This window comes from Nocardia sp. bgisy118 (assembly GCF_057708605.1).
The window spans coordinates 31,122-52,569 of the sequence record NZ_JBYISM010000025.1; the positions used below are offsets into that span (position 1 = coordinate 31,122).

Sequence of the window (21,448 nt, forward strand, 5' to 3'; positions counted from 1 at the left end):
AAACCCGTATCCGAGCTGGGGCGGCGGCCCTACCCTTCGGACACCGTGACCTCGTCGAACACCACCTCGCCCGCGGCGTCGGACTCGGCGAGATCGACCACCGCCTCGATGGCCCAGCCGTGGTCGCCCGCGGGGTCGTCGAGGATCTGGCGCACGTGCCAGAACCCGGGACGCTGCTCGATCCGGAGCATTTGGGGGCCGCGCGCGTCCGGGCCGGTGCCGATGCGCTCGTATTCGGCGAAGTAGGGGGCGAGCTCCTCTGCCCAGTCCGGTCCGGTGCCGAGGTCGGCCAGCGCCTCCCAGCGGCGCAGCGCGGCCAGCTCGACGCGGCGGAACAGGGCATTGCGCACCATGACGCGGAAGGCGCGCTCGTTCGCGGAGATGGGGCGGATGGTCTCCGCGCCGAAGGCCAGCTGCTCGGCGTCGCTCTCCGCGCCGGGACCGGTGAGCTGCTCCCATTCGTCGAGGAGGCTCGAATCCACCTGCCGGACAAGTTCGCCCAGCCACTCGGTGAGGTCGTCGAGTTCCTCGGTGCGTGCCGCGTCGGGCACGGTGCGGCGCAGCGCGCGGTAGGCGTCGGCCAGGTAGCGCAGCACCACGCCCTCCGAGCGGGCCAGCTCGTAGTGCGAGATGAGCTCGGCGAACGTCATCGAGCGTTCGATCATGTCGCGCACGACGGACTTGGGGGAGGGTGCGAACTCCGAGACCCACGGATGTCCGGCGCGGTAGGTCTCGTAGGCGGGCTCGATCAGCTCGGCCAGCGGCTTGGGCCAGGTCACCTCCTCGAGCAGTTCCATGCGCTCGTCGTACTCGATGCCATCGGCCTTCATCTCGGCGACGGCCTCGCCGCGCGCCTTGTGCTGCTGAGCCATCAGCAGCTGGCGCGGATCCTCGAGGGTGGACTCGATGAGCGAGACCACATCGAGGGTGTAGCCGGGGGAGTCGCGATCCAGCAGGTCGAGCGCGGCCAACGCGAAGGGCGAGAGCGGCTGGTCCAGGGCGAAATCGCGTTGCAGGTCGACGGTCAGGCGGGCGTAGCGGCCGGTGGCGTCGGGCTCGGGCAGCTGCTGGACCACCCCGGCGTCGCGCAGCGCGCGGTAGAGGCGGATCGCGCGCAGGATGTGTCTGCGCTGCGCCGGACGCGGCTCGTGGTTGTCCTCGAGCAGATGCCGCATGGCGTGAAAACAGTTGCCCGGCCGCGCGATCACGTTGAGCAGCATCGCGTTGGTGACGGCGAAGCGGGACACCATCGGCTCCGGCTGGGCGGCGACCAATCGGTCGAAGGTCTCCTCGCTCCAGGACACGAAGCCCTCCGGCGGTTTGCGGCGCTGGACCTTGCGTTGCTTCTTGGGATCGTCGCCGGCCTTGGCGAGCAGCCGGGCGTTCTCCACCTCGTGTTCGGGGGCCTGCACCACGACGGTGCCCATGGTGTCGAAGCCCGCGCGTCCGGCCCGCCCCGCGATCTGGTGGAACTCGCGGGCCTTGAGCCTGCGGGTGCGCACGCCGTCGAACTTGGTCAGTCCGGTCAGCAGCACGGTGCGGATCGGGACGTTGATGCCGACGCCGAGAGTGTCGGTGCCGCACACCACTTTCAGCAGCCCGTCCTGCGCCAGCCGCTCCACCAGCCTGCGGTATTTCGGCAGCATGCCCGCGTGGTGCACGCCGATGCCGTGCCGGATCAACCGCGACAGCGTCTTGCCGAAGCCCGCCGCGAAGCGGAAGTCGCCGATCGCCGCCGCGATGGCGTCCTTCTCCGCGCGGGTGGCGAAGTTCACGCTGGTCAGCGCCTGCGCCCGCTCCAGTGCCGCGGCCTGGGTGAAATGCACCACGTAGACCGGGGCCTGATGGGTGGTGACCAGCTCCTCCAGCGTCTCGGTGATCGGCGTGCGCACATACGAAAAGGTCAGCGGCACCGGTCGTTCGGAGCCCGCCACGATCGCGGTGCCGCGGCCGGTGCGCCGCTCCAGGTCGCGGGCGAAGAAGTCGACCTCGCCCAGGGTCGCCGACATCAGCAGGAACTGCGCGCGCGGCAGCTCGAGCAGCGGCACCTGCCAGGCCCAGCCGCGGTCCGGATCGGCGTAGAAGTGGAACTCGTCCATGACCACCTGGCCGACGTCGGCGTCCGCGCCCTCGCGCAGCGCCAGGTTGGCCAGGATCTCGGCGGTGGCGCAGATGATCGGGGCGTCGGGGTTCACCGCGGCGTCGCCGGTGACCATGCCGACCTTGTCGGCGCCGAACACCTCGCACAGGGCGAAGAACTTCTCGCTGACCAGCGCCTTGATGGGGGCGGTGTAGTAGGTGCGCTGGCCCCGGGTCAGTGCGAACAGATGCGCGCCGACCGCCACCAGGGATTTACCGGAGCCGGTGGGCGTGGCCAGGATGACGTGGGATCCGGACGCCAGCTCCAGCAGCGCCTCGTCCTGCGCGGGATACAGCGGCGTGCCCTGCTCGGCGGCCCACATGCCGAACGACTCGTAGAGCGCGTCGGCGTCGGTTCCTGGAATGTCGAGCAGTTCGGTCAGATCCACTCCGACCAGCTTAGGGCAGGCGTTGTCGGGGCCGTCACCGCGATCGGGCCACCGCGCCGCGCCCGTCAGATGTTGTCGCCGTCGTAACCGCCCTGTTCGGCGAGGAAACGCTCGAACTCGGCACCCAGTTCGTCACCGCTGGGCAGCTCGCCGTCGCCCGCCAGCAGGCTGGACTGGCGTTCCTGGGAGGTGACGAAGCTGTCGTACTGGCGCTCCAGCGCGTTCACCACCGTCTCGACCTCGGAGTTGCCCGCGATGTGCTCGTTGACCTGCTCGCGGACCCGCGCGGCGGCCTCGCCGAGCGCGGCGAGCGGCAGCTCCAGGCCCGCGTTCTCGGCGACGTTCTCCAGCAGCGTCTGCGCGGCCTCCGGGTAGGCGGTCTGCGCGAGATAGTGCGGCACGTGCACCGAGAAACCGACCGACTCGTGGCCGTGCTGGGCCATCCGGAACTCCAGCAGCGAGGACGCGCTGCCCGGCACCTGCAACTCGCCCGGCCAGCGCTGGTGATCGGAGATCAGGTCGCGATTCGAGGAGTGCGCGGTGACGCCGAGCGGGCGGGTGTGCGGGATGGCCATCGGAATGGCGCTCAGGCCGATGCTGCGGCGCACGCCGAGCTGTTCGGCCAGCAGCCGCACCGCGGTGGTGAACTTCTCCCAGCGCAGATCCGGCTCCAGACCGGAGAGCAACAGGAACGGGGTGCCCGCGGTGTCGCGGAGCGCCCACAGGTTCAGCTCGGGGTCGGCGTAATCGGCGAAATGATCGGTCTTGAACGTCATCAGCGGACGGCGCGAGCGGTAGTCGAGCAATTCGTCCACGTCGAACGAGGCGACCAGTTCGCTTTCCAGGCTCTCGCGCAGGTGCGTCGTGGCCAAGCGGACAGCGTGCCCGGCGTCGGTGAAGCCTTCCAGTCCGTGTACGAGCACCGGACCCGCGCCGTCGGCCGACGACAACTGCGGAGCGGGGAACTCCAGCTCGTACATTCGCGACTCGTAGTCCATCGCGTACTCCTTCCTGCGCGGTCCACCGCGGCCGCCGATCCTGGGCAGCACGGCGGGGAACCCATGTCCATTGTCCCCCATGGCGATGACACATACCGCGCACGGTGCGGACACCGACCCATAGAACGAGCCAACAGCGCCCGAACCCCAGGCATTCCCGCCCGGATCGATACCGGTATTCCCTCGTCGCGGCGGGTTACACCGGCACAGCGTTTCGCCCGATGTGCCACTGGCCGGGGCGGGGTCGTCGGCGTGGCGGCGTGGAAGCGGAAACTCGCGTTTGGCACAGTGGGCCGGGTGACTGTGCCGGTGTGGACGGGACGTACGCGCGTGCTGAGCGCCTGCGCGCCTGTCGTGTGTGCGCTGGTTCTCGCGGGCTGCGGATCGACCGTCGCCGGGAGCCCGGTCGCGGTCGGGCCGACGACCGTCCGGCACATCGGCGCGGAACTGACGACGATGCTGCCCGACCCCGCGCAGTTCCCCGCGAGCTACCCGGCGGTGGTGCTACCACCGGAGGCGGCGGCCCAGGCGGCGGGCGATCTGAACGGCGTGACCCGCGGCGCGACCGTGCGGCCGGACGGGTGCGCGCCCACCGAACAGCAGTTCGGCCCCGATCACACCGCCATCGCGGTCGGCACCGACGAGGTCTCCCGCGGGACGCTGACCGTGGAACTCACCCGGACCCGGCAGCCGCTGTCCACACTGCGCGACCAGGTCCGGCGGTGCGGTGAGGTACGGGTCTCCCGCGCGGGCGCGACCACGACCGTGTCGACCGAGCTGACCCCGGCGCCGCCCATCGATGCCGACGACACGCTGGCGCTGCGCCGCACCGTCGCCCCCGACGTCGGCGGCCCCGGCCTGACGCAGAACATGCGGACGCTGATCGGGCAGGTGGGTGATGTGCGAATCGCGGTGACCTACATGACGTTCAGCGAGGCGGTCGCGGACAGCGCGGCGCTGGACGAGCTGTTCACGACATCCGTGCGGAAGGTGCGCGAGGCCTGAGGATCGGCCCGCGCGGCGGGACTGTCCTCCGGGGCGAAATCGTCGGTTCCGCACGGTGATTCGTGTCGTCCAGGGCGAAATGACGGGTGCTCGCGCCGGTGCGGGCACGGGCATCGGCCCGGTACTCGCGGGGTACGACATCGCGCACCGCCGGACGTCTGCCTCGCCCCGATTCGTCCACAGCGCGGCCGTTATCCACAGGGGCATCGTTCGCGCAGGTCGGGCGGTCGGCGGCGGTCCGGACGACGCGCAGGATGGCGGCATGACGACTCCAGCGAACCCGCCCCGCGACGCAGGGGCCCGGCGCGGCGGCGAGAGCCGCGAACCGGCTTGCCCGCCCGGACGGCAGCACAGCGACTCAGCGCGCACCGACCGGCGGCCGGAAGGTCTACGGCCGCGGTTGTGCCAACGTCCCTCGTTCGTCGGCTCACGGAACCGCAGGACGGGCGAGGAGGACGATCCAGGGGCAGGTGTGCTGTGCGGACAGCCCTCGCCGCTGTATCGCGGCGGGTACTCGGCGCGCCCGCTGCGGGTCGACGATCCCGGCGAACTGATCGCCGCCGTGCCCGCGATGGTCGGTTTCTATCCGTCTCGCTCACTCGTCGTCGCGGTGCTCGGTCCCGCCGAGCCCGGCGCCAGCCCGGCCATCGCGGCGGTGCTGCGGTTCGATCTGGCGCCGGAGGGCGGCCGTCGTGGTCTCGCCGCGTCGTTCGCGGCGCTGATCGGACAGATCTGCGCCGCGGAGCGCGCGACCGAGGTGCTGGCGGTGATCGTCGACGACCGAGCCGGTCGGCCCGCGCGCAAGGCGCGGCGTGCCGCGCGGTCCGGCGCCGCCGGGCGGGCGTTGATCGCCGCACTGGCCGACCGGCTCGGTTCCAGCGGCATCCGGATCGGCGGCGCGTGGGCGGTGGCCGCGATCGAGGAAGGGCGGCCGTGGTGGAGCCTGCTCGACCGGTCCGGCGGCGGCACGGTGCCGGATCCGAGCGCGTCCACGGTGGCGCTGGCGCACGTGCTGGACGGGCGGCCGATCCTGCGTTCCCGCGCGGAGCTCACCGACCGTGTGGCCGTCGACGCGGCGCTGTGCGCCGAGGTCGGCGCCCAGCTCGACAGCGCGGTCGCGGTGGCCAGGGACCGGTTCGCCAGGGCGATACGGCACGACGAGCTGACCGGATACCGCAGGCGGTCGCTGGAACACGTGCTGTGGCAGGTCGCCAACATCGAATCCGGCGCCGTGCTAGCCGCGCCGGAGATCGCGGAAATCGTTGCCGCCCTGCGTGATCGGGTGGTCCGCGACGCGATGTTCGCGCTGGCCGCCGGTGACCACGCGGCCGCCGCCGAACGGCTCTGGCTGACCCTCGCCCGCGGTTGCTCCGGGTCGGATCGCGCGGAGTTCGCGGCCCTGCTCGGCTACAGCGCCTATCTGCGTGGCGATGGACCGTTCGCGGGCATCGCGCTGGAGGCGGCGTTGGACGCCGACCCGTCCAACGCGATGGCGACCCTGTTGGAGACCGCGCTGTGCGCGGGCATGCGCCCCGAACAGCTGCGCAGGCTCGCTCGCAGCGGTTACGCCACCGCCGCGTGGCTCGGCGTCGACCTCGGACCGATGATCCGATGAGGTGGGGCCGGGATGATCCGACGCGGCGGGGCGGACGGTGCGGCGCGCGGCTACGGTGCGCTATGCGCGCGCGAACCCAGCGAGCGCAGGAACTCCCAAGCGTCGGCGACGATCTCGTCGAGATCGTTGTGTTCGGGCCGCCAGCCGAGTTCGGCGATCGCCCGCTCGCTGGAGGCGATCAGCGTGGCCGGGTCGCCGGGGCGGCGCGGCGCGTCCTGGGCGGCGATGGGCAGGCCGGTGACCCGCTCGCATGCCGAGATCACCTCGCGCACCGAGAATCCCGCGCCGCTGCCGAGGTTGTAGACACGATGCACGCCCGCTTCGGCCGAGCGCAGCGCCAGCAGGTGGGCCTCGGCGAGATCACGGATGTGGATGTAGTCGCGTACCGCGGTGCCGTCGGGAGTCGGCCAGTCGGTGCCGAAGACGGAGATGGCCTTGCGATGGCCGAGTGCGACCTGCAGGACGAGCGGGATGAGATGCGTTTCCACCATGCGGTTTTCACCGAGGCCGCCGTAGGCGCCCGCGACGTTGAAGTACCGCAGGCTGGTCGCGGCCAGGCCGTGGGCGATCGCGTAGGAGGTGATCGCGTGGTCGATGGCGAGCTTCGACGCGCCGTAAGGGTTGGTCGGCCGGGTCTGCGCGTCCTCGGTGATCGGCACCTGCTCGGGTTCGCCGTACACCGCGGCGGTCGAGGAGAACACCAGGCGCGGCGTGCCGGTCAGCCGCATGGCCTCCAGCAGCTCCAGCGTCTTGACGACATTGCCGTGCCAGTACTTCTCCGGCTGCTGCACCGACTCGCCGACCAGCGATTGGGCCGCGAAATGCAGGACGCCGTCGAAGGTTTCCCCGCGCAGCAGCGCGGGCGCGAGCTCGGCGACATCGCCCTCGACGAAGCGCGCGCCCACGGGGACGCCGTCGGCGTTACCGGTGGACAGATCGTCGACGACGACCACCTCGTGGCCGTCCTCCAGCAGCACCTGTGCGCAGACGCCCCCGACGTAACCCGCACCACCCGTGACCAGAAGTTTCACGGATCAGACCAGCTTCACCTGGACGGCGTGGGCCATTTCGTCCGACAGCTCGAAGCCGCTGTCGTGGCCGGGCACGCTGATGATCACGGATCCCGGCTTGGTCTCGACCGTCACGCGCGCGTCGGGCACCACACCGGCCTCGCGCAGCTGGCCGATCACCTCCGGGTCGGTCTGGATGTGCTCGGCGAGGCGGCGCACGACGACCGCGTGCAGCTGGCCGTGCGGCAGGTCCGAGAGCCGCACCAGGGTCTCGTCGACCGCGGTGGGCGCGGTGATGCCCAGCTCGTCCAAACCGGGGATGGGGTTGCCGTACGGCGAGGTGGTGGGGTGGTTGAGCACCTCGACCAGACGCCGCTCGACGTCCTCGCTCATGACATGTTCCCAGCGGCACGCCTCGGCGTGCACGTTCTGCCAGTCCAGGCCGATGATATCGACCAGGAGCCGCTCGGCGAGCCGGTGCTTGCGCATCACCGCGACGGCCATGCTGCGGCCCTTCTCGGTGAGCTCCAGATGGCGATCGCCCGCGACGAGCAGCAGTCCGTCGCGCTCCATACGCGCGACCGTCTGGCTCACGGTCGGGCCGCTCTGCTCGAGGCGCTCGGCGATCCGGGCGCGCAGGGGCACCACGCCCTCCTCCTCGAGGTCGTAGATGGTACGGAGGTACATCTCCGTGGTGTCGACCAGATCCTTCACCTGTTACCCCTTCGTCGGCACGAATTCTACCCACGCACGGCGATAGCACCGTGCGCCGTGTCGGTTCGCGTCCCACCATCGGAACCGTGTCGGCGCACGGCCTGTCGCCGTGTTCGTACTTGCTCTATTTCTACTGCATACAAACGTCCGACGGGGCGCGTAGCTTCCCGCGTACCGTTGCGAGCATGGCCACTGCACCCTCGGCGTCGCCCCACGAGCCAGGGGCGCACCGGAGTTCGGGCACCGTCGTGTGGAGCGATCGCTTCCTCGACTACACCTGGACGCCGGAGCACCCCATGAAACCGGCGCGACTGAAGTTCACCATGGCGCTGGCCCAAAGCCTGGGATTGCTCGACGGTGTCGAGCGGCTCGAGCCCGCGCCCGCCGACCGCGCCGATCTGCTGCGCGTCCACACGGCCGACTACATCGAGGCGGTCGAGCACGCGGTCGCGCCCGCCGACGAGCCCCTCGCCCCGCCTTACGGTCTCGGTTCACCCGACAACCCGGTGTTCCCGCGCATGCACCAGGCGGCCTCGATCATTGTCGGCGGCACGCTCGCCGCGGCGCGCGAGATCGCCGAGGGCCGCACCCGGCGTGCGGTCAGCATCGGCGGCGGCATGCACCACGCGATGGCCTCGACCGCCTCGGGCTTCTGCATCTACAACGATGCGGCCGTGGCGATCTCCTGGCTGCTCGAGCACGGTTTCGACCGGATCGCCTACCTCGACGTCGACGTGCACCATGCCGACGGGGTGCAGCGTGTCTTCTACGCGGACCCCCGGGTGCTGACCGTCTCGATCCATCAGCACCCGGCGACCCTGTGGCCCAATACCGGCTGGCCCGAGGAGACCGGCGTGGGCGCGGCAGACGGCACCGCGATCAACCTCGCGCTGCTACCCGGCACCCGAGACGCCCAGTGGCTGCGAGGTTTCCACGCGGTGGTGCCCGGCGCGGTGGAGGCGTTTCGCCCGCAGATCGTGGTGAGCCAGTGCGGTGTGGACACCCACCGTGAGGACCCCCTCGCCGATATGGAGCTCACCGTGGACGGGCAGCGCGCGGCGTTCCGTGCCATGCGCGATCTCGCCGACCGATACGCGGAGGGACGCTGGCTCGCGGTAGGCGGCGGCGGTTACGGCCTGGTCCGGGTGGTGCCGCGCGCCTGGAGTCACCTGCTGGCGACCGCGCTGGACCGCGACATCGCACCGGAAACCCCGGTGCCGCAGGACTGGATCGATATGGTGCGCGCCGTGGCGCCGAACACGGAGCCGCCGCGCACCATGGGCGACGGGGGCGACATCACATACCGTCCGTGGGACGGGCCCGGCGGGACCGTGGAGACTGGAGACGCGCGCGCCGACCGGGCGCAGCGGGCCGTCGACACGGCCGTATTGGCAACGCGCCGAGCCAGCTTCGGATTGCTCGGCTTGGATCCGGAGGACCCCCGTGACTGAGCAGAACCCCGTCCCGGACTCTCCGTCCACCCCGGCGACGCCGCCCCCGCCGCCGCAGCACTGGTTCGCCGACGTGCTCGCCTCCGACGGCGGGGTGGTGCGGCTGCGGCCGGTGACCTCCGAGGACGGCGACCGGATCCAGGAATTCCACGCCGCGCTCTCCGACCGCACCAGGTACCTGCGGTATTTCGGCCCCTACCCGCGTATCTCGCCCAAGGACCTGTACCGGACCACCCATCTCGACTATCACAACCGGGTCGGGCTGGTCGTGGAACTCGCCGAGCAGATCATCGCGGTGGGCCGCTACGAACTGCTCGACCGCACCGGCCCCCGCTCGGCGGAAGTCGCCTTCGTGGTGGCCGACGAGCACCAGGGCCGCGGACTCGGCTCCATCCTGCTCGAGCACTTGGCGGGCGCCGCGGCGGAGAGCAAGATCGAGACCTTCGTCGCCGAGGTGCTCGCCGAGAACACCGTGATGGTCACCGTGTTCCGGGAGGCGGGCTATCAGGTCGAGCGCAGCAGGGACGGCTCGGTGCTGCACCTGGAGTTCGCCATCGACCCGACCGAAGCCCTGGTGTCCGTGCGGGATTCGCGCGAACGGGCCTCCGAGGCGCGCAGCGTGGGGAACCTGCTCGCGCCCGGTTCGGTCGCGGTGATCGGCGCCACGCCCGCCGCGGGCCGGGTCGGCGGGGTCGTGCTGGCGAACCTGCTGTCGGGCGTGTTCCAGGGGCCGGTGTATCCGGTCAATCCCACCCGCAAATCGGTGCGCGGGGTGCGCGCCTACGCCACCGTGCGCGAGATTCCCGACGAGGTGGACCTGGCGGTGGTCGCGGTGCCCGCCGCGGCGATCGATTCGGTCCTCGACGACTGCATGGCCAAGGGCGTCAAGGGCCTGGTCGTGCTCACCGCCGGGTTCGGCGAGACCGGTCCGGAGGGGCTCGCCGCCGAACGCGACCTGGTGGCGGCCGCCAGGGTGCACGGCATGCGGGTGGTCGGGCCCAGCGCGCTCGGCATCGCGAATACCGATCCGGCGGTCTCACTGAACGCGACACTGGCGTCGGTGCTGCCCGCGCGCGGGCGGATCGGGTTCTTCTGTCAGTCCGGCCCGCTGGGCGCCGCGATTCTCGGCGAGGCCGCCGCGCGAAACCTGGGACTCTCCACCTTCGTCTCGGCGGGTAACCGCGCCGACGTGTCCGGCAACGACCTGCTCCAGTACTGGGACACCGCGCCCGACACCGACGTGATCCTGTTGTACCTGGAGAGTTTCGGTAACCCGCGCAAGTTCTCGCGGATCGCGCGCCGGGTCGCGCGCACCAAACCGATCGTCGCGGTGAGCAGCGGGCGGCAGGCGGGGCGCAGCCAGCCGGCCCGCGACATGGATCGCTCGATCGTGCGGGATCTGTTCGCGCAGGCGGGCATCGTGCAGGTGGACTCGATCTCGGAGTTGTTCGACTGCGCGGCGCTGCTCGGTTATCAGCCGCTGCCCGGTGGGTCGCGGCTGGCGGTGATCAGCAACAGCACCGCGCTGAGCTGGCTGGCCGTCGACGCGGCGCGCGGCGAGGGCCTGGATGTGGCCGAACCGGTGAATCTGGGTCCGCAGGCGACGCCGGGCGCCTACCTGGACGCCGTGGTCGAGGCCCTGCGCGCCACCGAGATCGATTCCGTCATCGTGGTTTTCGCGCCGCCGGTGCCGCTGCCGATGGCCGGGTTCGCCGACGCCATCCGGTCCGCCGCGGCGGCGGTGCCCGAGGCGGACAAGCCGATCGTCACCACCTTCATCGCTGAGCAGGGCATTCCGCACCTGCTCGCGGTGCGTGGCCAGGGCGGGATGGCGCTGCGCGGATCGATTCCGTCGTACCCGGATCCCGAACGGGCGGCGCGGGCGCTGGCCCGGGTCCGCCGCTACGCGGAGTGGCGGGACAAACCCGTGTCGGCGGTGGTGCGACCGGACGGCATCGACACCGAGCGGGCCAGGGGCCTGGTGGCGCGGTGGATGGGTGATTCCGGCGGTCGCTGGCTGACCGATCTGGAGGCCGTCGAGCTGCTGACCTGTTACGGCATCCAGGTGGTCGAGTTCCGTGAGGTGCGCGACGCCGAGCAGGCGGTGGCCGCGGCCGAGGAATTGGGATATCCGGTGGCGGCGAAGGCCACCGGAGAGATGTGGCGGCGCCGGCCGGATCTGTCCGGCGTGCGCCTGGACCTGTGGCGACCGGAGGCGGTGCGCCAGGCTTACACCGACCTGGTGCAGGTCTGCGGCGATCCGGTGCTGCACATCCAGAAGATGGCGACCAAAGGCGTCGGCTGCATCCTGCGCGTCCAGGACGACCCGTCGTTCGGGTCGGTGATCGAGTTCGGCTTGTCCGGCATGATCATCGAAATGCTCGGCGACCGTGCCTACCGCGCGCTCCCGCTGACCAGAGACGAGGCGGCGGCCCTGATAGACGCGCCGCGCGCGGCCCCGTTGCTGTCCGGCACACCGGCCAGCCCGCGGGTCGACAAGGCCGCGCTCGCCGAACTGGCCCAACGTATTTCGGCGCTGTTCGACGACATCCCGGAAATGCGCGAGCTGTCCTTCGATCCGGTGCTGGCCTCGCCGACCTCGGCGGAGATCATCTACGCGCGTGGGCGCATCGGTCCCGAGCCGAGCCGGTTCGACGTAGGCCCGCGGCGGTTGGCGTGAGCGCCGCGCCGCGGCGACCGGCTGCTGCCGGTCGGCGTTAACGGCGCTTGTGCGACACCCGATCTGGTGAAGATCCGAAGGATTCGACCAGAGAGGTTCGTGTCGACATGAAAGCCTTTGCCCTTGCCGGGTTGTTCGTCGCGTTCGTGGCCGCGGGGTGTTCGGTGGAGATCGGTTCGACCACGCCCGAGGTGAAGGAGAGCGAGCTGGAGAAGTCGGTGAAGCAGACGTTGACGGAGGAGGTCGGACAGGCGCCCGACGCGATCGATTGCCCGGGCGATCTGGAGGGCAAGGTCGGCACGACCATGCGCTGCACCTTGACGGCGGGCGGCGACACGCTCGCTCTCACCGTCACGGTGACCTCGGTGGAAGGCGACACGGTCAACTACGACGTCGCCGTCGACCCGGCCTGACCAAGAGTTCGCCGACCGGTTCGCGCGGAACCCGGAGGGGGCGGGTCGCGCGGACACCGGCCGGCGTCTGTGCGGTGACGCGTCGGCCACCAAGTCGGACGCCGGGGCGCCTCGGAAGCACCCGGCGTCGACGGGTCAGCTGGCGTAAGCCCGCAGGCGGTCGGCCCGCTCGCCCTTGCGCAGCTTCGCCATGACCTCACGCTCGATCTGACGCACCCGCTCGCGGGACAGACCGAAGAGCTTGCCGATCTGATCCAGGGTGCGCGGCTGACCGTCGTCGAGGCCGAAGCGCAGGCGGATGACCTGCTGTTCGCGCTCGTCCAGGGTGGCGAGCACGCTACGCACGTCGTGGTGCAGCAGTCCGGCGATCACCGCGGACTCGGCCGAGGTGGCCTCGGAGTCCTCGATGAAATCGCCCAGCGGCGCCTCTTCGTCGTTGCCGACCGGCATGTCCAGGCTCACCGGGTCGCGGCTGTGGTCGAGCAGATCGGAGATCTTGTCGACCGGGATGCCCGACTCGTTGGCCAGCTCTTCGTCGGTGGCTTCGCGGCCCAGCTGCTGGTGCAGCTCACGCTTGATCCTGGCCAGCTTGTTCACCTGCTCGACGAGGTGGACGGGCAGCCGGATGGTGCGGCTCTGATCGGCCATGCCGCGGGTGATCGCCTGACGGATCCACCAGGTGGCGTAGGTGGAGAACTTGAAGCCCTTGGCGTAGTCGAACTTCTCCATGGCCCGGATCAGGCCCAGATTGCCCTCTTGGATGAGGTCGAGCAGCGGCATGCCGCGGCCGGTGTAGCGCTTGGCGAGCGAGACCACGAGGCGAAGGTTGGCTTCGAGCAGGTGCGCCCGTGCGGACTGGCCGTCGCGCACGATGATGGCGAGATCCTTCTTCCGGCCGGCGGAAAGCCGCTTGCCCGTTTCCAGCAGGTGCTGGGCGTAGAGGCCCGCCTCGATGCGCTTGGCCAGCTCGACCTCGTCGGCAGCCGTGAGCAGCGCGGTGCGGCCGATTCCGTTCAGGTACACGCGTACCAAGTCGGCGGCAGGGCTCTGGGCGTCGAGGTCCGATTCGCTGGTGCGCACTCGAGTGGTGGCGGGGCTGGTCATGACTTGCCTCCTGTCGGTGGTGTCTCACTCCGATCAACGGACCCGACAGAGAGAAAGTTCCCCGCTCGTGCCCCGATAAACCGCTTCTGAACTGCGGTTTCGGTCACCTACGTCTGAGAAGTTCCTGAGAACCCCCGCGGGTGGGAACGGCTCCCTGTCCGATGCCTCCGCCGACGCATACCCGGTTGCCCTTTGCTTACACGGGCTCGATCAACCCGTGCCGGACCAGTCCGGCGACGACGGTCAGCGCGTCGGCCGCGAACTCCGGCGTCACCTCCTCGAATCCGTGGGCGAGCGCCAGCAGTTCGATCAGCTCGTACAACGGCAGCCCGTCCGGCCGCATTCCCGCGACCAGCGCGATCGTCGTCTCATCCACCTCGTGCTGCCAGCGCGGACCGTCGCCGCGGTGCAGCCGCGCGACGCGCTCCTGCCAGCCCTCGGGGCCCGCGAGGAATACCCGCTCCAGCGCGGTCGCCTCGCCGACCGCGAAACGTGCGGACCAGGCGAGGTTTTCGTTCCCGGCCACCGTCCGCAGCCAGGCCGAGCGCTCGAAATAGGCGCTCGCCTCGGCGCCGAGCGGGTCGTCGAAGCCGTGCGTCAGGTCCTCGGCGAGCAGTTCGGTGGGGCCGTCGACGGCGCGCAGATAGACGAAGCCGAAGCCGATGCCCGCCACGTCGGCGGCCGCGAACGCGTCCAGCCACTGCTCGGCGCGGGCCTGCGCCGCCGGATCGCGCGGGTCGAGGCCCGCGTCGCGCAGCCAGGTGCCGACGTAGAGCGCGGGGTCGGCGACGTCGCGCTGCACCACCCAGGCGTCGACGCCCTCGGCGGGCAGCCAGGAGGACACGCGCTGGCGCCAGTCCTCGCCGTCGACGTGCACCCAGGCCGCCAGCATGGCCGCGGTGCCGCCCGGCGCGAGCAGCTCCGGCGCACGCGAGACGACCAGTTCGCTGGCCCCGTCCAGCGCGAGACCGGAATCACGGTAGGAGTGCTCGATGCGCGCGGGCCCGACGACGAAGGGCGGATTGGCGACCACTTGGTCGAAGCGCCGCCCGGCGACCGGTTCGAACCAGGAACCCTCCAGCAGTTCGATGTCGATGCCGTTGAGCGCGGTGGTCGCCTCGGCGAGCCACAGCGCGCGCGGGTTCACGTCGGTCGCGGTGACGGTGCGCCCGTAGGACGCGGCGTGCACCGCCTGCACGCCGCAGCCGGTGCCGAGGTCGAGGACCGAGCCGACGGGCCGGGTGGGTGTGGCGCGCAACAGCGACAGCGACGCGTGGCCGACGCCGAGCACGTGATCCTCGGTGAGGGTGCGCCTGCGCATCGAGTCGTCCAGATCCGACAGGATCCAGCGGTTGCCCTCGCCCGCGTCCAGCGGACGCAGGTCCAGCGCCGCGCGGACCTCGTCGCCGTCACGCGCCAGCAGGCCCGCCGCGACGGCCCGCTCGACATCCACCGGTGCGAGGGCGGCCGCCACCTCCCGCTCGGGCAGGGCGTCGCCCAGCAACAGCAGCCGGATCAGCGTGCCGAGTTCCCCGGCCGCACGCGCGGCCCGCCGCACCGGCACGGGCTCGGAACGGCCCAGCGCGGCGTGCACGTCCGGACCCAGCGCCGACAGCAGGGTGTCGGCGTCGTAGCCGACGCGGGTCAGCGCCGTCCGCAGCTCCGGGCACAGGGCGGTGAGCAGGGATCCGGTCGTCGTCTGGTTCGTAGGCACATCGGTACTCTGCCACCGCTACCGGCGGGCATCCGCACCCTGTCGCCCGTGTCACCGGGAGACGGAGCGCGGTGTGGGTCGAACTCGGCTGCGGATCACACGCCGTTCGGGTCGCGGGCGGTGATGCAGTACACCGCGTCGGCCGGATCGGTCATCACGATCCAGTGCTCGTGGCGCTGCACCAGACCGGCGCCGAGCGACTGGTGCCAGGCGGCGGTGGCCTCGATGTCGGAGGAGGCCAGATCGATGTGGGCGCTCGCGGGGCGGTCCTCGCCGAGGCGTTGCAGCAGCAGCTGGACCGGCAGCGTCTCCTCGGCGCGCAGGCGGGAGAATTCGGCGAGGCGGCCCGGGGTGTGCCGCCAGCCGGTGAGATCGGCCCAAAAACGCGTCTCCGCTTCGTGATCGGCGGCGCCGATGTCCAGGCAGACCTGGTCGAGGCGGGTCAGCGTGCCATCGGGGGCGCGGAATGCGGGGGCGGGGCGGCCCTTGGCCCGCCCGCTCGGGGTGAAGCAGAAGATCTGGCCGGACGGCGAGCGGAGTACCGCGTAGTCCGGGTGGTTGGCGACCAGTTCGGCGTTCAGGTCCAGCGCGGTGCGCACGGCGGAGGCGATGTCGTCGACGTCGAAGTCCAGGTGCACGCCGCCCAGGCCCTGCACCGACTGCATCTTGACCCCGGCCGCGGCGAAGAGCGCCGGATCGGGCAGCAGCGTGAGGAATTGGTCGTCGCCGCCGCGGCGTGGTGAGAGCTGGGTGCCGGTGATGGTCGACCAGAAGGCCGCGCAGTCGTCGAAACGTTGTGCGGGACGGTCGAGGAACGCCCAGACCCAGCGAATCATCTTGTCTCCTGTGCCGCGCGGGACGCGCCCGCGACCGCCGACGTGGTCACCGAGCGACGGCGCACGCGATCGCGCTGCCGTGCCCCCGGACACAGTAGGGCGCGGCCAGAGGGCTGTCGAACCGATTTGGCGGAATCTCGACGTTCTGTGGCATTCGTGCCACTCGTTCGGTGCGCGGTTTTCCGGCAGTCTCAGCGGGTGACCGAACTGCGCACCGCCCCCACCGAGCCCATCGATCCGGTGCCGCCACGATGGCATCCCGCCTGGGGCGTCGCGGGGGTCGGCTTCGTCGCGCTGCTCGGCGCGGCCGCGTTCCGCTCGGTGCCGAGCGTGCTGATGGATCCGCTGCACGCGGAGTTCGGCTGGTCGCACGGCACCATCGGACTGGCGGTCTCGCTGAATCTGCTGCTCTACGGACTCATTTCGCCGTTCGCGGCGGCGCTGATGGACAAGTTCGGCATCCGCAGGGTGGTGGCCTGCGCGCTGGTCCTCGTCGCGGCGGGCAGCGGGCTGACCGTCTTCATGACGCAGGCCTGGCAACTGGTCGCCACGTGGGGGTTGCTGGTCGGCGTCGGTGTCGGCTCGATGTCGATGCCGTTCGTGGCGACCATCACCGGGCGCTGGTTCGTGCGGCATCGAGGGCTGGTCACCGGCGTGCTGACGGCCGCGGGCGCGACCGGGCAGCTGATCTTCCTTCCGCTGGTCTCGGCGCTGGCGCACGAGCACGGATGGCGGCTGCCCGCGCTGGTGGTGGCCGGCGCCGCGCTGGCGGTGGCGCCGCTGGTGCTGTTGTTCATCCGCGATTTCCCCAGCGACATGGGCGTTTCGGCGTACGGCGCGGAACCGGGCTCGGCGGTGGGCGTGCGTACGACGGTGAGCGGCGGCGCGACGCGGGCGCTGACCGTGCTCGCGCGGATCGCGCGGACGCGCGGATTCTGGCTGCTCGCGGGCGGTTTCGCGGTGTGCGGCGCGTCGACCAATGGCCTGGTCGGCACCCATTTCGTCAGCGCGGCCCACGATCACGGAATGCCGCCGAACACGGCGGCTGGCCTGCTCGCGCTGGTCGGGGTGTTCGACGTGGCGGGCACCATCGCCTCGGGGTGGCTGACCGACCGGGTCGACCCGCGCTATCTGCTGCTGGCGTACTACACCCTGCGCGGCGCGTCGCTGCTGATCCTGCCCTCGCTGTTCGCGCCGCACACCGAGCCGAGCATGTGGGTCTTCGTGATCTTCTATGGCCTGGACTGGATCGCGACAGTGCCGCCGACCGTCGCGCTGTGCCGTGAGCTGTTCGGCGAGGACGGGCCCGTGGCCTTCGGCTGGGTCTTCGCCTCACACCAGATCGGTTCGGCGATCGCCGCGACCGGCGCGGGCGTGCTTCGCGACCTCCAGGGCAGCTACGACACGGCTTGGTATGTGGCGGGCGCGCTGTGCGGGCTGGCGGCGCTGATGTCGATCGTCATCCGCAGGACGGTCGCCGCGTGAGGGCTCAGCCGTCGATGGCGTTGTGCGGCCGGGACTCGATGGCCCGGTGCGGGCGGTCCCAGCGGCTCGGCTCGTCCTTGCGCCGCGGCGGGCGGTCGTTGGCGATGAGCACCGCGATCCACGGCAGCGGGATGGACGCGCCGATGATGAGCAGCGAGATCAGGGCGTTGCCCCACGCGCTGTAGGCGACCGCGGCCAGCACCAGCGCGGGAATGCGGAACGCCATGAGGATCGTGTACCTGCGCACCCGCGCGCGATGCTGATCCTCCAGCGAGGGCGCGGCTTCGGTGATGAGCACCGGGTGCTTCTCGTCGTTGCCGGGGAAATAGCCCCGCGAGCGTGGAGGGCTGGGAGGTGTGACGTCCGGGCGAACACCGCGGCCGATGTCGTCGGCGTCGGGGGAGTCGCCGTGCTGCTGCATACCTCGAGTCTTCCACTCCGGTGTTCCCGGCGCACACACCGAGGTCGATTCGTCACCGGCGCCGGGCGCGGGCGCGCCACGAGGCCGTCATACGGCATCATGGAATCCGTGAGTACCGACACCCTGGTTCGCCCGGACACGACCACCGACGAGACGACGGGCGACGACACCCCGAAGTTCTTCCACTACGTGAAGAAGGAAAAGATCGCCGAGAGCGCCGTCATGGGCACCGTGGTCGTGGCCCTGTGCGGCGAGGTGTTCCCGGTGACCCGGTCGCCCAAGCCCGGTTCGCCGGTCTGCCCGGAGTGCAAGAAGGTCTACGAGAGCCTGCGCAAGGGCGACTGAGTCCTCGAACCGCGTGACTACCCCGAGCTGCGCACCGCGTCCCGCGTGGCCGGGGTGATCCCGCACGCCGATTCCGGGTGGCTCGCCGCGTCGGCTTCGGCCTCCTCCTCCGGCGTCTCGCCGCGCACCTGGTTGGAGATCCACTCCTTCATCTGCTCGATGCGCGTCGCGCGGGCGGGCCAGAATTCCTGCACGGCGGCATTGAATTCGGCGCCGAGGATCACCGCGAAGCCGAGGAAGAACGTGAACAGCAGGAAGGCGATCGGGGTCGCCAGCGCGCCGTAGCTCACGCCGGTCGCGGTGATCCAAGACAGATACCGGCGCAGTCCCTCGCTGGCCGCCATGAAGAACACGCCCGCCACCAGCGCCCCGCCGAACAGCCGGTGCCAGGGCAGCGTGCGGTGCAGCGCCAGTTTGTACAGGGTGGTCAGGCCGACGATGAGCAGCAGGCCGACGCCGGGATAGTAGAAGGCGTCCAGCAGCCGCAGTCCCGGCTCCCGCCACGCGTCCGGCAGGACCCGGCCGATCATGGACGGCCCGAGCGCGACGAGCGGCAGGATGAACACGGCCGCCACCAGGAACAGCACGTACAGCAGCAGCGCGAAGATGCGCTGCCACACCGGGTGTCTGGCGTCCTGCTGGTCGTGCGCCTCCACGATCGCGTCCACGAACGTCGCCATGGCCGAGGACCCGGCCCACAGCGAGAGCACGAAGCCGACCGACACCACCGCGCCGCGCCCACGGCCGAGCACGTCGCCGACGGTCGGTTCGATCAGATCGGTCACCACGGCCTCGCTGAACAGCTCGCGGCTGAACGTCATGATCTTGGATTCCACGATCTCGACGGTGTCGGGCCCGAACCAGCCGCCGACATAACCGAGACTGCCGAGCACCCCGAGCAGCAGCGGGGCCAGCGACAGGGTCTGCCAGAACGCGGCCGCCGCCGACTTGGCGAAGATCGAATCGTCCCAGGCCTTCTTGGCGACCCGGACGACGAGCCTGCGACTCTGCCGTCCGGCGTGCCGGACCCACCGGACGGCGACGTCCGAGCCGCGCGAGGGCGCGCCCGCGCCACCGCTGTGGATCGGCTCGGGCCCGCTCGCGGGTAGGGGTCTGTGGTCGGTCATCGTGTACAGCATCGCGCACTCGGCGCTCGCGCACCGGTCCGTCTCCGTATCGTGTCGGCGGGCAGCAGGTGAACACGGGGCACTGCGCGCCGAATTGTGTGATGCCGATCGCGCCCACCGCGTCGGTTTGGCGACACGCCGTCCCCGGCCGCTACTGTCTTCTGCGTGACTGGGTCGGATGGCGCTGCGGCGGGAGATGGAGCAACGCCGGGCGATTCGGGAAAGTCGCCAGCAGGGGGCGGTTCACTACGCGCGTGGCAGCGGCGCGCACTCACGAAGTACCTGGCCACGAAGCCGCGCGACTTTCTCGCCGTGGCCACGCCCGGCGCGGGCAAGACCACCTTCGCGCTGCGGGTGGCGGCCGAGCTGCTCGCCGATCGCACCGTGGACCAGATCACCGTGGTCGCGCCGACCGAACACCTCAAGCACCAGTGGGCGGCCTCGGCGGCCCGCAACGGCATCCAGCTGGACTCGCGTTTCTCCAACGCCACCGGCGGCACCTCCGGCGACTACCACGGCGTGGTCGTCACCTACGCACAGGTCGCCTCGCATCCCTCCCGGCACCGGGTGCGCACCGAAAACCGCAGGACCCTGGTCGTTCTCGACGAGATCCACCACGCGGGCGACGCCAAGAGCTGGGGCGACGCGACGGCCGAGGCGTTCGGCGACGCGACCCGCAGGCTGGCGCTGACCGGTACGCCGTTCCGCTCCGACGACAGCCAGATCCCGTTCGTCATCTACGAGCCCGACGAATCCGGCTTCCCGAAGTCGCGCGCCGACCACACCTACGGTTACGCCGAGGCGCTGGCCGACGGCGTCGTGCGTCCCGTGGTCTTCCTGGCCTACTCCGGTGACGCGCACTGGCGCGACAGCGCGGGCGAGGAACACTCGGCCCGCCTCGGCGAGCCGCTCGACGCCGAACAGACCGCGCGCGCTTGGCGCACCGCGCTGGACCCGGCGGGCGACTGGATCTCCGCGGTGCTGCGCGCCGCCGACATTCGGCTGCGCCAGAAGCGCGCCTCCGGTATGCCCGACGCGGGCGGCCTGGTGATCGCCACCGATCAGGAGCGTGCCCGCGACTACGCCGAGCTGCTGGAACACATCTCGGGCGAGCGGCCCGCGCTGGTGCTCTCCGACGATCCCGCGTCCTCGAACCGGATCGCCGAGTTCAGCAACAACACCCAGCCATGGATGGTCGCGGTCCGCATGGTGTCCGAGGGCGTCGACGTGCCGCGCCTGGCCGTCGGCGTCTACGCGACCAGCGCCTCGACGCCGCTCTACTTCGCCCAGGCCATCGGCCGTTTCGTGCGTGCGCGTCGCGCGGGCGAGACGGCCAGCGTGTTCCTGCCCTCGGTGCCGGTGCTGCTCGATCTGGCCGCGCAGCTGGAGGTGCAGCGCGATCACGTCATCGGCAAGCCGCACCGGGAGAAGAACGGCCTGGACGACGAGCTGCTCGTCGACGCGGCCAAGCAGAAGGACGAGCCCGGCGAGGACGAGAAGAAGTTCATCGCGCTGGCCGCGGACGCCGAACTCGACCAGGTGATCTACGACGGCTCCTCGTTCGGCACCGCGACGTTCGCCGGCAGCGACGAGGAGGCCGACTACCTCGGCATCCCCGGCCTGCTGGACGCCGATCAGATGCGGGCGCTGCTGCGCGATCGTCAAGCTCGTCAGCTGGCCGACCGCGGCGAGGCGAAGCCCACGGCGCCCGCGCCGCAGGTCGCCGCGGCCGCGGAGCGGGTGGCCACCTCGGACCGGCTCGGCGAGCTGCGCAAAGAACTCAACAGCCTGGTGGCGATGCATCACCACCGCACCGGCAAACCCCACGGGGTGATCCACGGCGAGCTGCGTCGCGAGTGTGGCGGGCCGCCGACCGCGCTGGCCACCGCCGAACAGCTCGGCGATCGCATCGCGGCACTGCGTCGTCGATGAGGCTGCGTCGTCGGTGAAGCGCTGTCGTCGGTGAAGCGCCATCGTCGGCAAAGTGCCACGTACGGCGCGT

17 protein-coding genes are annotated in these 21,448 nt (G+C 70.9%); 8 read left to right on the forward strand and 9 right to left on the reverse strand.

Translation table 11 applies throughout. The features are described from left to right. Positions 1 to 29: 29 nt before the first annotated feature. Both AC3EO7_RS26825 and AC3EO7_RS26830 read right to left on the reverse strand, forming a co-directional pair. Positions 30 to 2,528 (reverse strand): DEAD/DEAH box helicase, encoded by a 2,499-nt coding sequence (locus tag AC3EO7_RS26825; RefSeq protein ID WP_431970859.1) that lies wholly within the window; start codon positions 2,526 to 2,528, stop codon positions 30 to 32. 65 nt (positions 2,529 to 2,593) lie between these two features. Next, complete coding sequence (locus tag AC3EO7_RS26830; RefSeq protein WP_431970860.1) at positions 2,594 to 3,526, reverse strand: PAC2 family protein; 933 nt, start codon at positions 3,524 to 3,526, stop codon at positions 2,594 to 2,596. A 297-nt stretch (positions 3,527 to 3,823) separates the two neighbouring features. Here AC3EO7_RS26830 and AC3EO7_RS26835 point away from each other — a divergent pair, with 297 nt between their 5' ends. Beyond that, on the forward strand, positions 3,824 to 4,531 hold the full coding sequence (locus AC3EO7_RS26835) for a DUF5642 family protein (RefSeq protein ID WP_431970861.1): 708 nt from the start codon (positions 3,824 to 3,826) through the stop codon (positions 4,529 to 4,531). Positions 4,532 to 4,793: 262 nt separating this feature from the next. Next, positions 4,794 to 6,146 carry a DUF4192 domain-containing protein gene (locus AC3EO7_RS26840; protein ID WP_431970862.1) on the forward strand — a complete coding sequence of 451 codons (1,353 nt, stop codon included), beginning with the start codon at positions 4,794 to 4,796 and terminating at the stop codon, positions 6,144 to 6,146. Between the two features lie 50 nt (positions 6,147 to 6,196). On the opposite strand, the gene galE is transcribed toward AC3EO7_RS26840, so the two are convergent. Then, positions 6,197 to 7,177, reverse strand: coding sequence for a UDP-glucose 4-epimerase GalE (galE, locus tag AC3EO7_RS26845; protein WP_431970863.1), 981 nt, complete (start codon positions 7,175 to 7,177; stop codon positions 6,197 to 6,199). Positions 7,178 to 7,180: 3 nt separating this feature from the next. Next, positions 7,181 to 7,870, reverse strand: coding sequence for an iron-dependent transcriptional repressor DtxR (locus AC3EO7_RS26850; protein WP_431970864.1), 690 nt, complete (start codon positions 7,868 to 7,870; stop codon positions 7,181 to 7,183). A 185-nt stretch (positions 7,871 to 8,055) separates the two neighbouring features. Between AC3EO7_RS26850 and AC3EO7_RS26855 the strand changes: the two genes are divergently transcribed. The 3 genes from AC3EO7_RS26855 to AC3EO7_RS26865 all read left to right on the forward strand — a co-directional run bounded on the left by AC3EO7_RS26855 (position 8,056) and on the right by AC3EO7_RS26865 (position 12,414). Then, a complete protein-coding gene (locus AC3EO7_RS26855; protein WP_431970865.1) occupies positions 8,056 to 9,321 on the forward strand; it encodes an acetoin utilization protein AcuC in 1,266 nt (421 codons plus the stop codon). Continuing rightward, positions 9,314 to 12,001 (forward strand): bifunctional acetate--CoA ligase family protein/GNAT family N-acetyltransferase, encoded by a 2,688-nt coding sequence (locus tag AC3EO7_RS26860; protein WP_431970866.1) that lies wholly within the window; start codon positions 9,314 to 9,316, stop codon positions 11,999 to 12,001. Before AC3EO7_RS26855 ends, AC3EO7_RS26860 begins: the two co-directional genes overlap by 8 nt. Before the next feature lie 107 nt (positions 12,002 to 12,108). After that, entirely contained in the window at positions 12,109 to 12,414 is a 306-nt protein-coding gene (locus AC3EO7_RS26865) for a DUF4333 domain-containing protein (RefSeq protein ID WP_431970867.1), read from the forward strand. A gap of 135 nt (positions 12,415 to 12,549) precedes the next feature. Here AC3EO7_RS26865 and AC3EO7_RS26870 read toward each other — a convergent pair whose 3' ends face one another. From AC3EO7_RS26870 to AC3EO7_RS26880, 3 genes are all read right to left on the reverse strand, one after another. Next, entirely contained in the window at positions 12,550 to 13,518 is a 969-nt protein-coding gene (locus AC3EO7_RS26870) for a sigma-70 family RNA polymerase sigma factor (RefSeq protein ID WP_357400583.1), read from the reverse strand. A 196-nt stretch (positions 13,519 to 13,714) separates the two neighbouring features. Beyond that, positions 13,715 to 15,232, reverse strand: a complete 1,518-nt coding sequence (locus tag AC3EO7_RS26875) for a DUF7782 domain-containing protein (RefSeq protein WP_435592722.1) — start codon at positions 15,230 to 15,232, stop codon at positions 13,715 to 13,717. 95 nt (positions 15,233 to 15,327) lie between these two features. Further along, positions 15,328 to 16,068 carry a VOC family protein gene (locus AC3EO7_RS26880; RefSeq protein WP_431970869.1) on the reverse strand — a complete coding sequence of 247 codons (741 nt, stop codon included), beginning with the start codon at positions 16,066 to 16,068 and terminating at the stop codon, positions 15,328 to 15,330. 198 nt (positions 16,069 to 16,266) lie between these two features. Here AC3EO7_RS26880 and AC3EO7_RS26885 point away from each other — a divergent pair, with 198 nt between their 5' ends. Then, positions 16,267 to 17,553: an MFS transporter gene (locus AC3EO7_RS26885; protein ID WP_431970870.1), complete on the forward strand. Its 1,287-nt coding sequence runs from the start codon at positions 16,267 to 16,269 to the stop codon at positions 17,551 to 17,553. A 4-nt stretch (positions 17,554 to 17,557) separates the two neighbouring features. Here the strand turns inward: AC3EO7_RS26885 and AC3EO7_RS26890 are convergent, their stop codons facing one another. Beyond that, positions 17,558 to 17,974 (reverse strand): DUF3099 domain-containing protein, encoded by a 417-nt coding sequence (locus AC3EO7_RS26890; protein ID WP_431970871.1) that lies wholly within the window; start codon positions 17,972 to 17,974, stop codon positions 17,558 to 17,560. A gap of 108 nt (positions 17,975 to 18,082) precedes the next feature. Between AC3EO7_RS26890 and AC3EO7_RS26895 the strand changes: the two genes are divergently transcribed. Further along, positions 18,083 to 18,319 carry a DUF3039 domain-containing protein gene (locus AC3EO7_RS26895; RefSeq protein WP_431970872.1) on the forward strand — a complete coding sequence of 79 codons (237 nt, stop codon included), beginning with the start codon at positions 18,083 to 18,085 and terminating at the stop codon, positions 18,317 to 18,319. A 17-nt stretch (positions 18,320 to 18,336) separates the two neighbouring features. Here the strand turns inward: AC3EO7_RS26895 and AC3EO7_RS26900 are convergent, their stop codons facing one another. Continuing rightward, positions 18,337 to 19,446 carry a YihY/virulence factor BrkB family protein gene (locus AC3EO7_RS26900; RefSeq protein ID WP_431970873.1) on the reverse strand — a complete coding sequence of 370 codons (1,110 nt, stop codon included), beginning with the start codon at positions 19,444 to 19,446 and terminating at the stop codon, positions 18,337 to 18,339. Between the two features lie 165 nt (positions 19,447 to 19,611). Here AC3EO7_RS26900 and AC3EO7_RS26905 point away from each other — a divergent pair, with 165 nt between their 5' ends. Beyond that, positions 19,612 to 21,378 (forward strand): DEAD/DEAH box helicase, encoded by a 1,767-nt coding sequence (locus AC3EO7_RS26905; protein WP_435592723.1) that lies wholly within the window; start codon positions 19,612 to 19,614, stop codon positions 21,376 to 21,378. Positions 21,379 to 21,448: the final 70 nt, after the last annotated feature.

Excerpts from the sequence above, each read along its gene's own strand:
- AC3EO7_RS26870 (WP_357400583.1), bottom strand. The coding sequence starts at position 13,518 with ATGACCAGCCCCGCCACCACTCGAGTGCGCACCAGCGAATCGGACCTC.
- AC3EO7_RS26855 (WP_431970865.1), top strand. The coding sequence starts at position 8,056 with ATGGCCACTGCACCCTCGGCGTCGCCCCACGAGCCAGGGGCGCACCGG.
- AC3EO7_RS26840 (WP_431970862.1), top strand. The coding sequence starts at position 4,794 with ATGACGACTCCAGCGAACCCGCCCCGCGACGCAGGGGCCCGGCGCGGC.
- AC3EO7_RS26830 (WP_431970860.1), bottom strand. The coding sequence starts at position 3,526 with ATGGACTACGAGTCGCGAATGTACGAGCTGGAGTTCCCCGCTCCGCAG.
- AC3EO7_RS26890 (WP_431970871.1), bottom strand. The coding sequence starts at position 17,974 with ATGCAGCAGCACGGCGACTCCCCCGACGCCGACGACATCGGCCGCGGT.
- AC3EO7_RS26865 (WP_431970867.1), top strand. The coding sequence starts at position 12,109 with ATGAAAGCCTTTGCCCTTGCCGGGTTGTTCGTCGCGTTCGTGGCCGCG.
- AC3EO7_RS26900 (WP_431970873.1), bottom strand. The coding sequence starts at position 19,446 with ATGACCGACCACAGACCCCTACCCGCGAGCGGGCCCGAGCCGATCCAC.
- AC3EO7_RS26880 (WP_431970869.1), bottom strand. The coding sequence starts at position 16,068 with ATGATTCGCTGGGTCTGGGCGTTCCTCGACCGTCCCGCACAACGTTTC.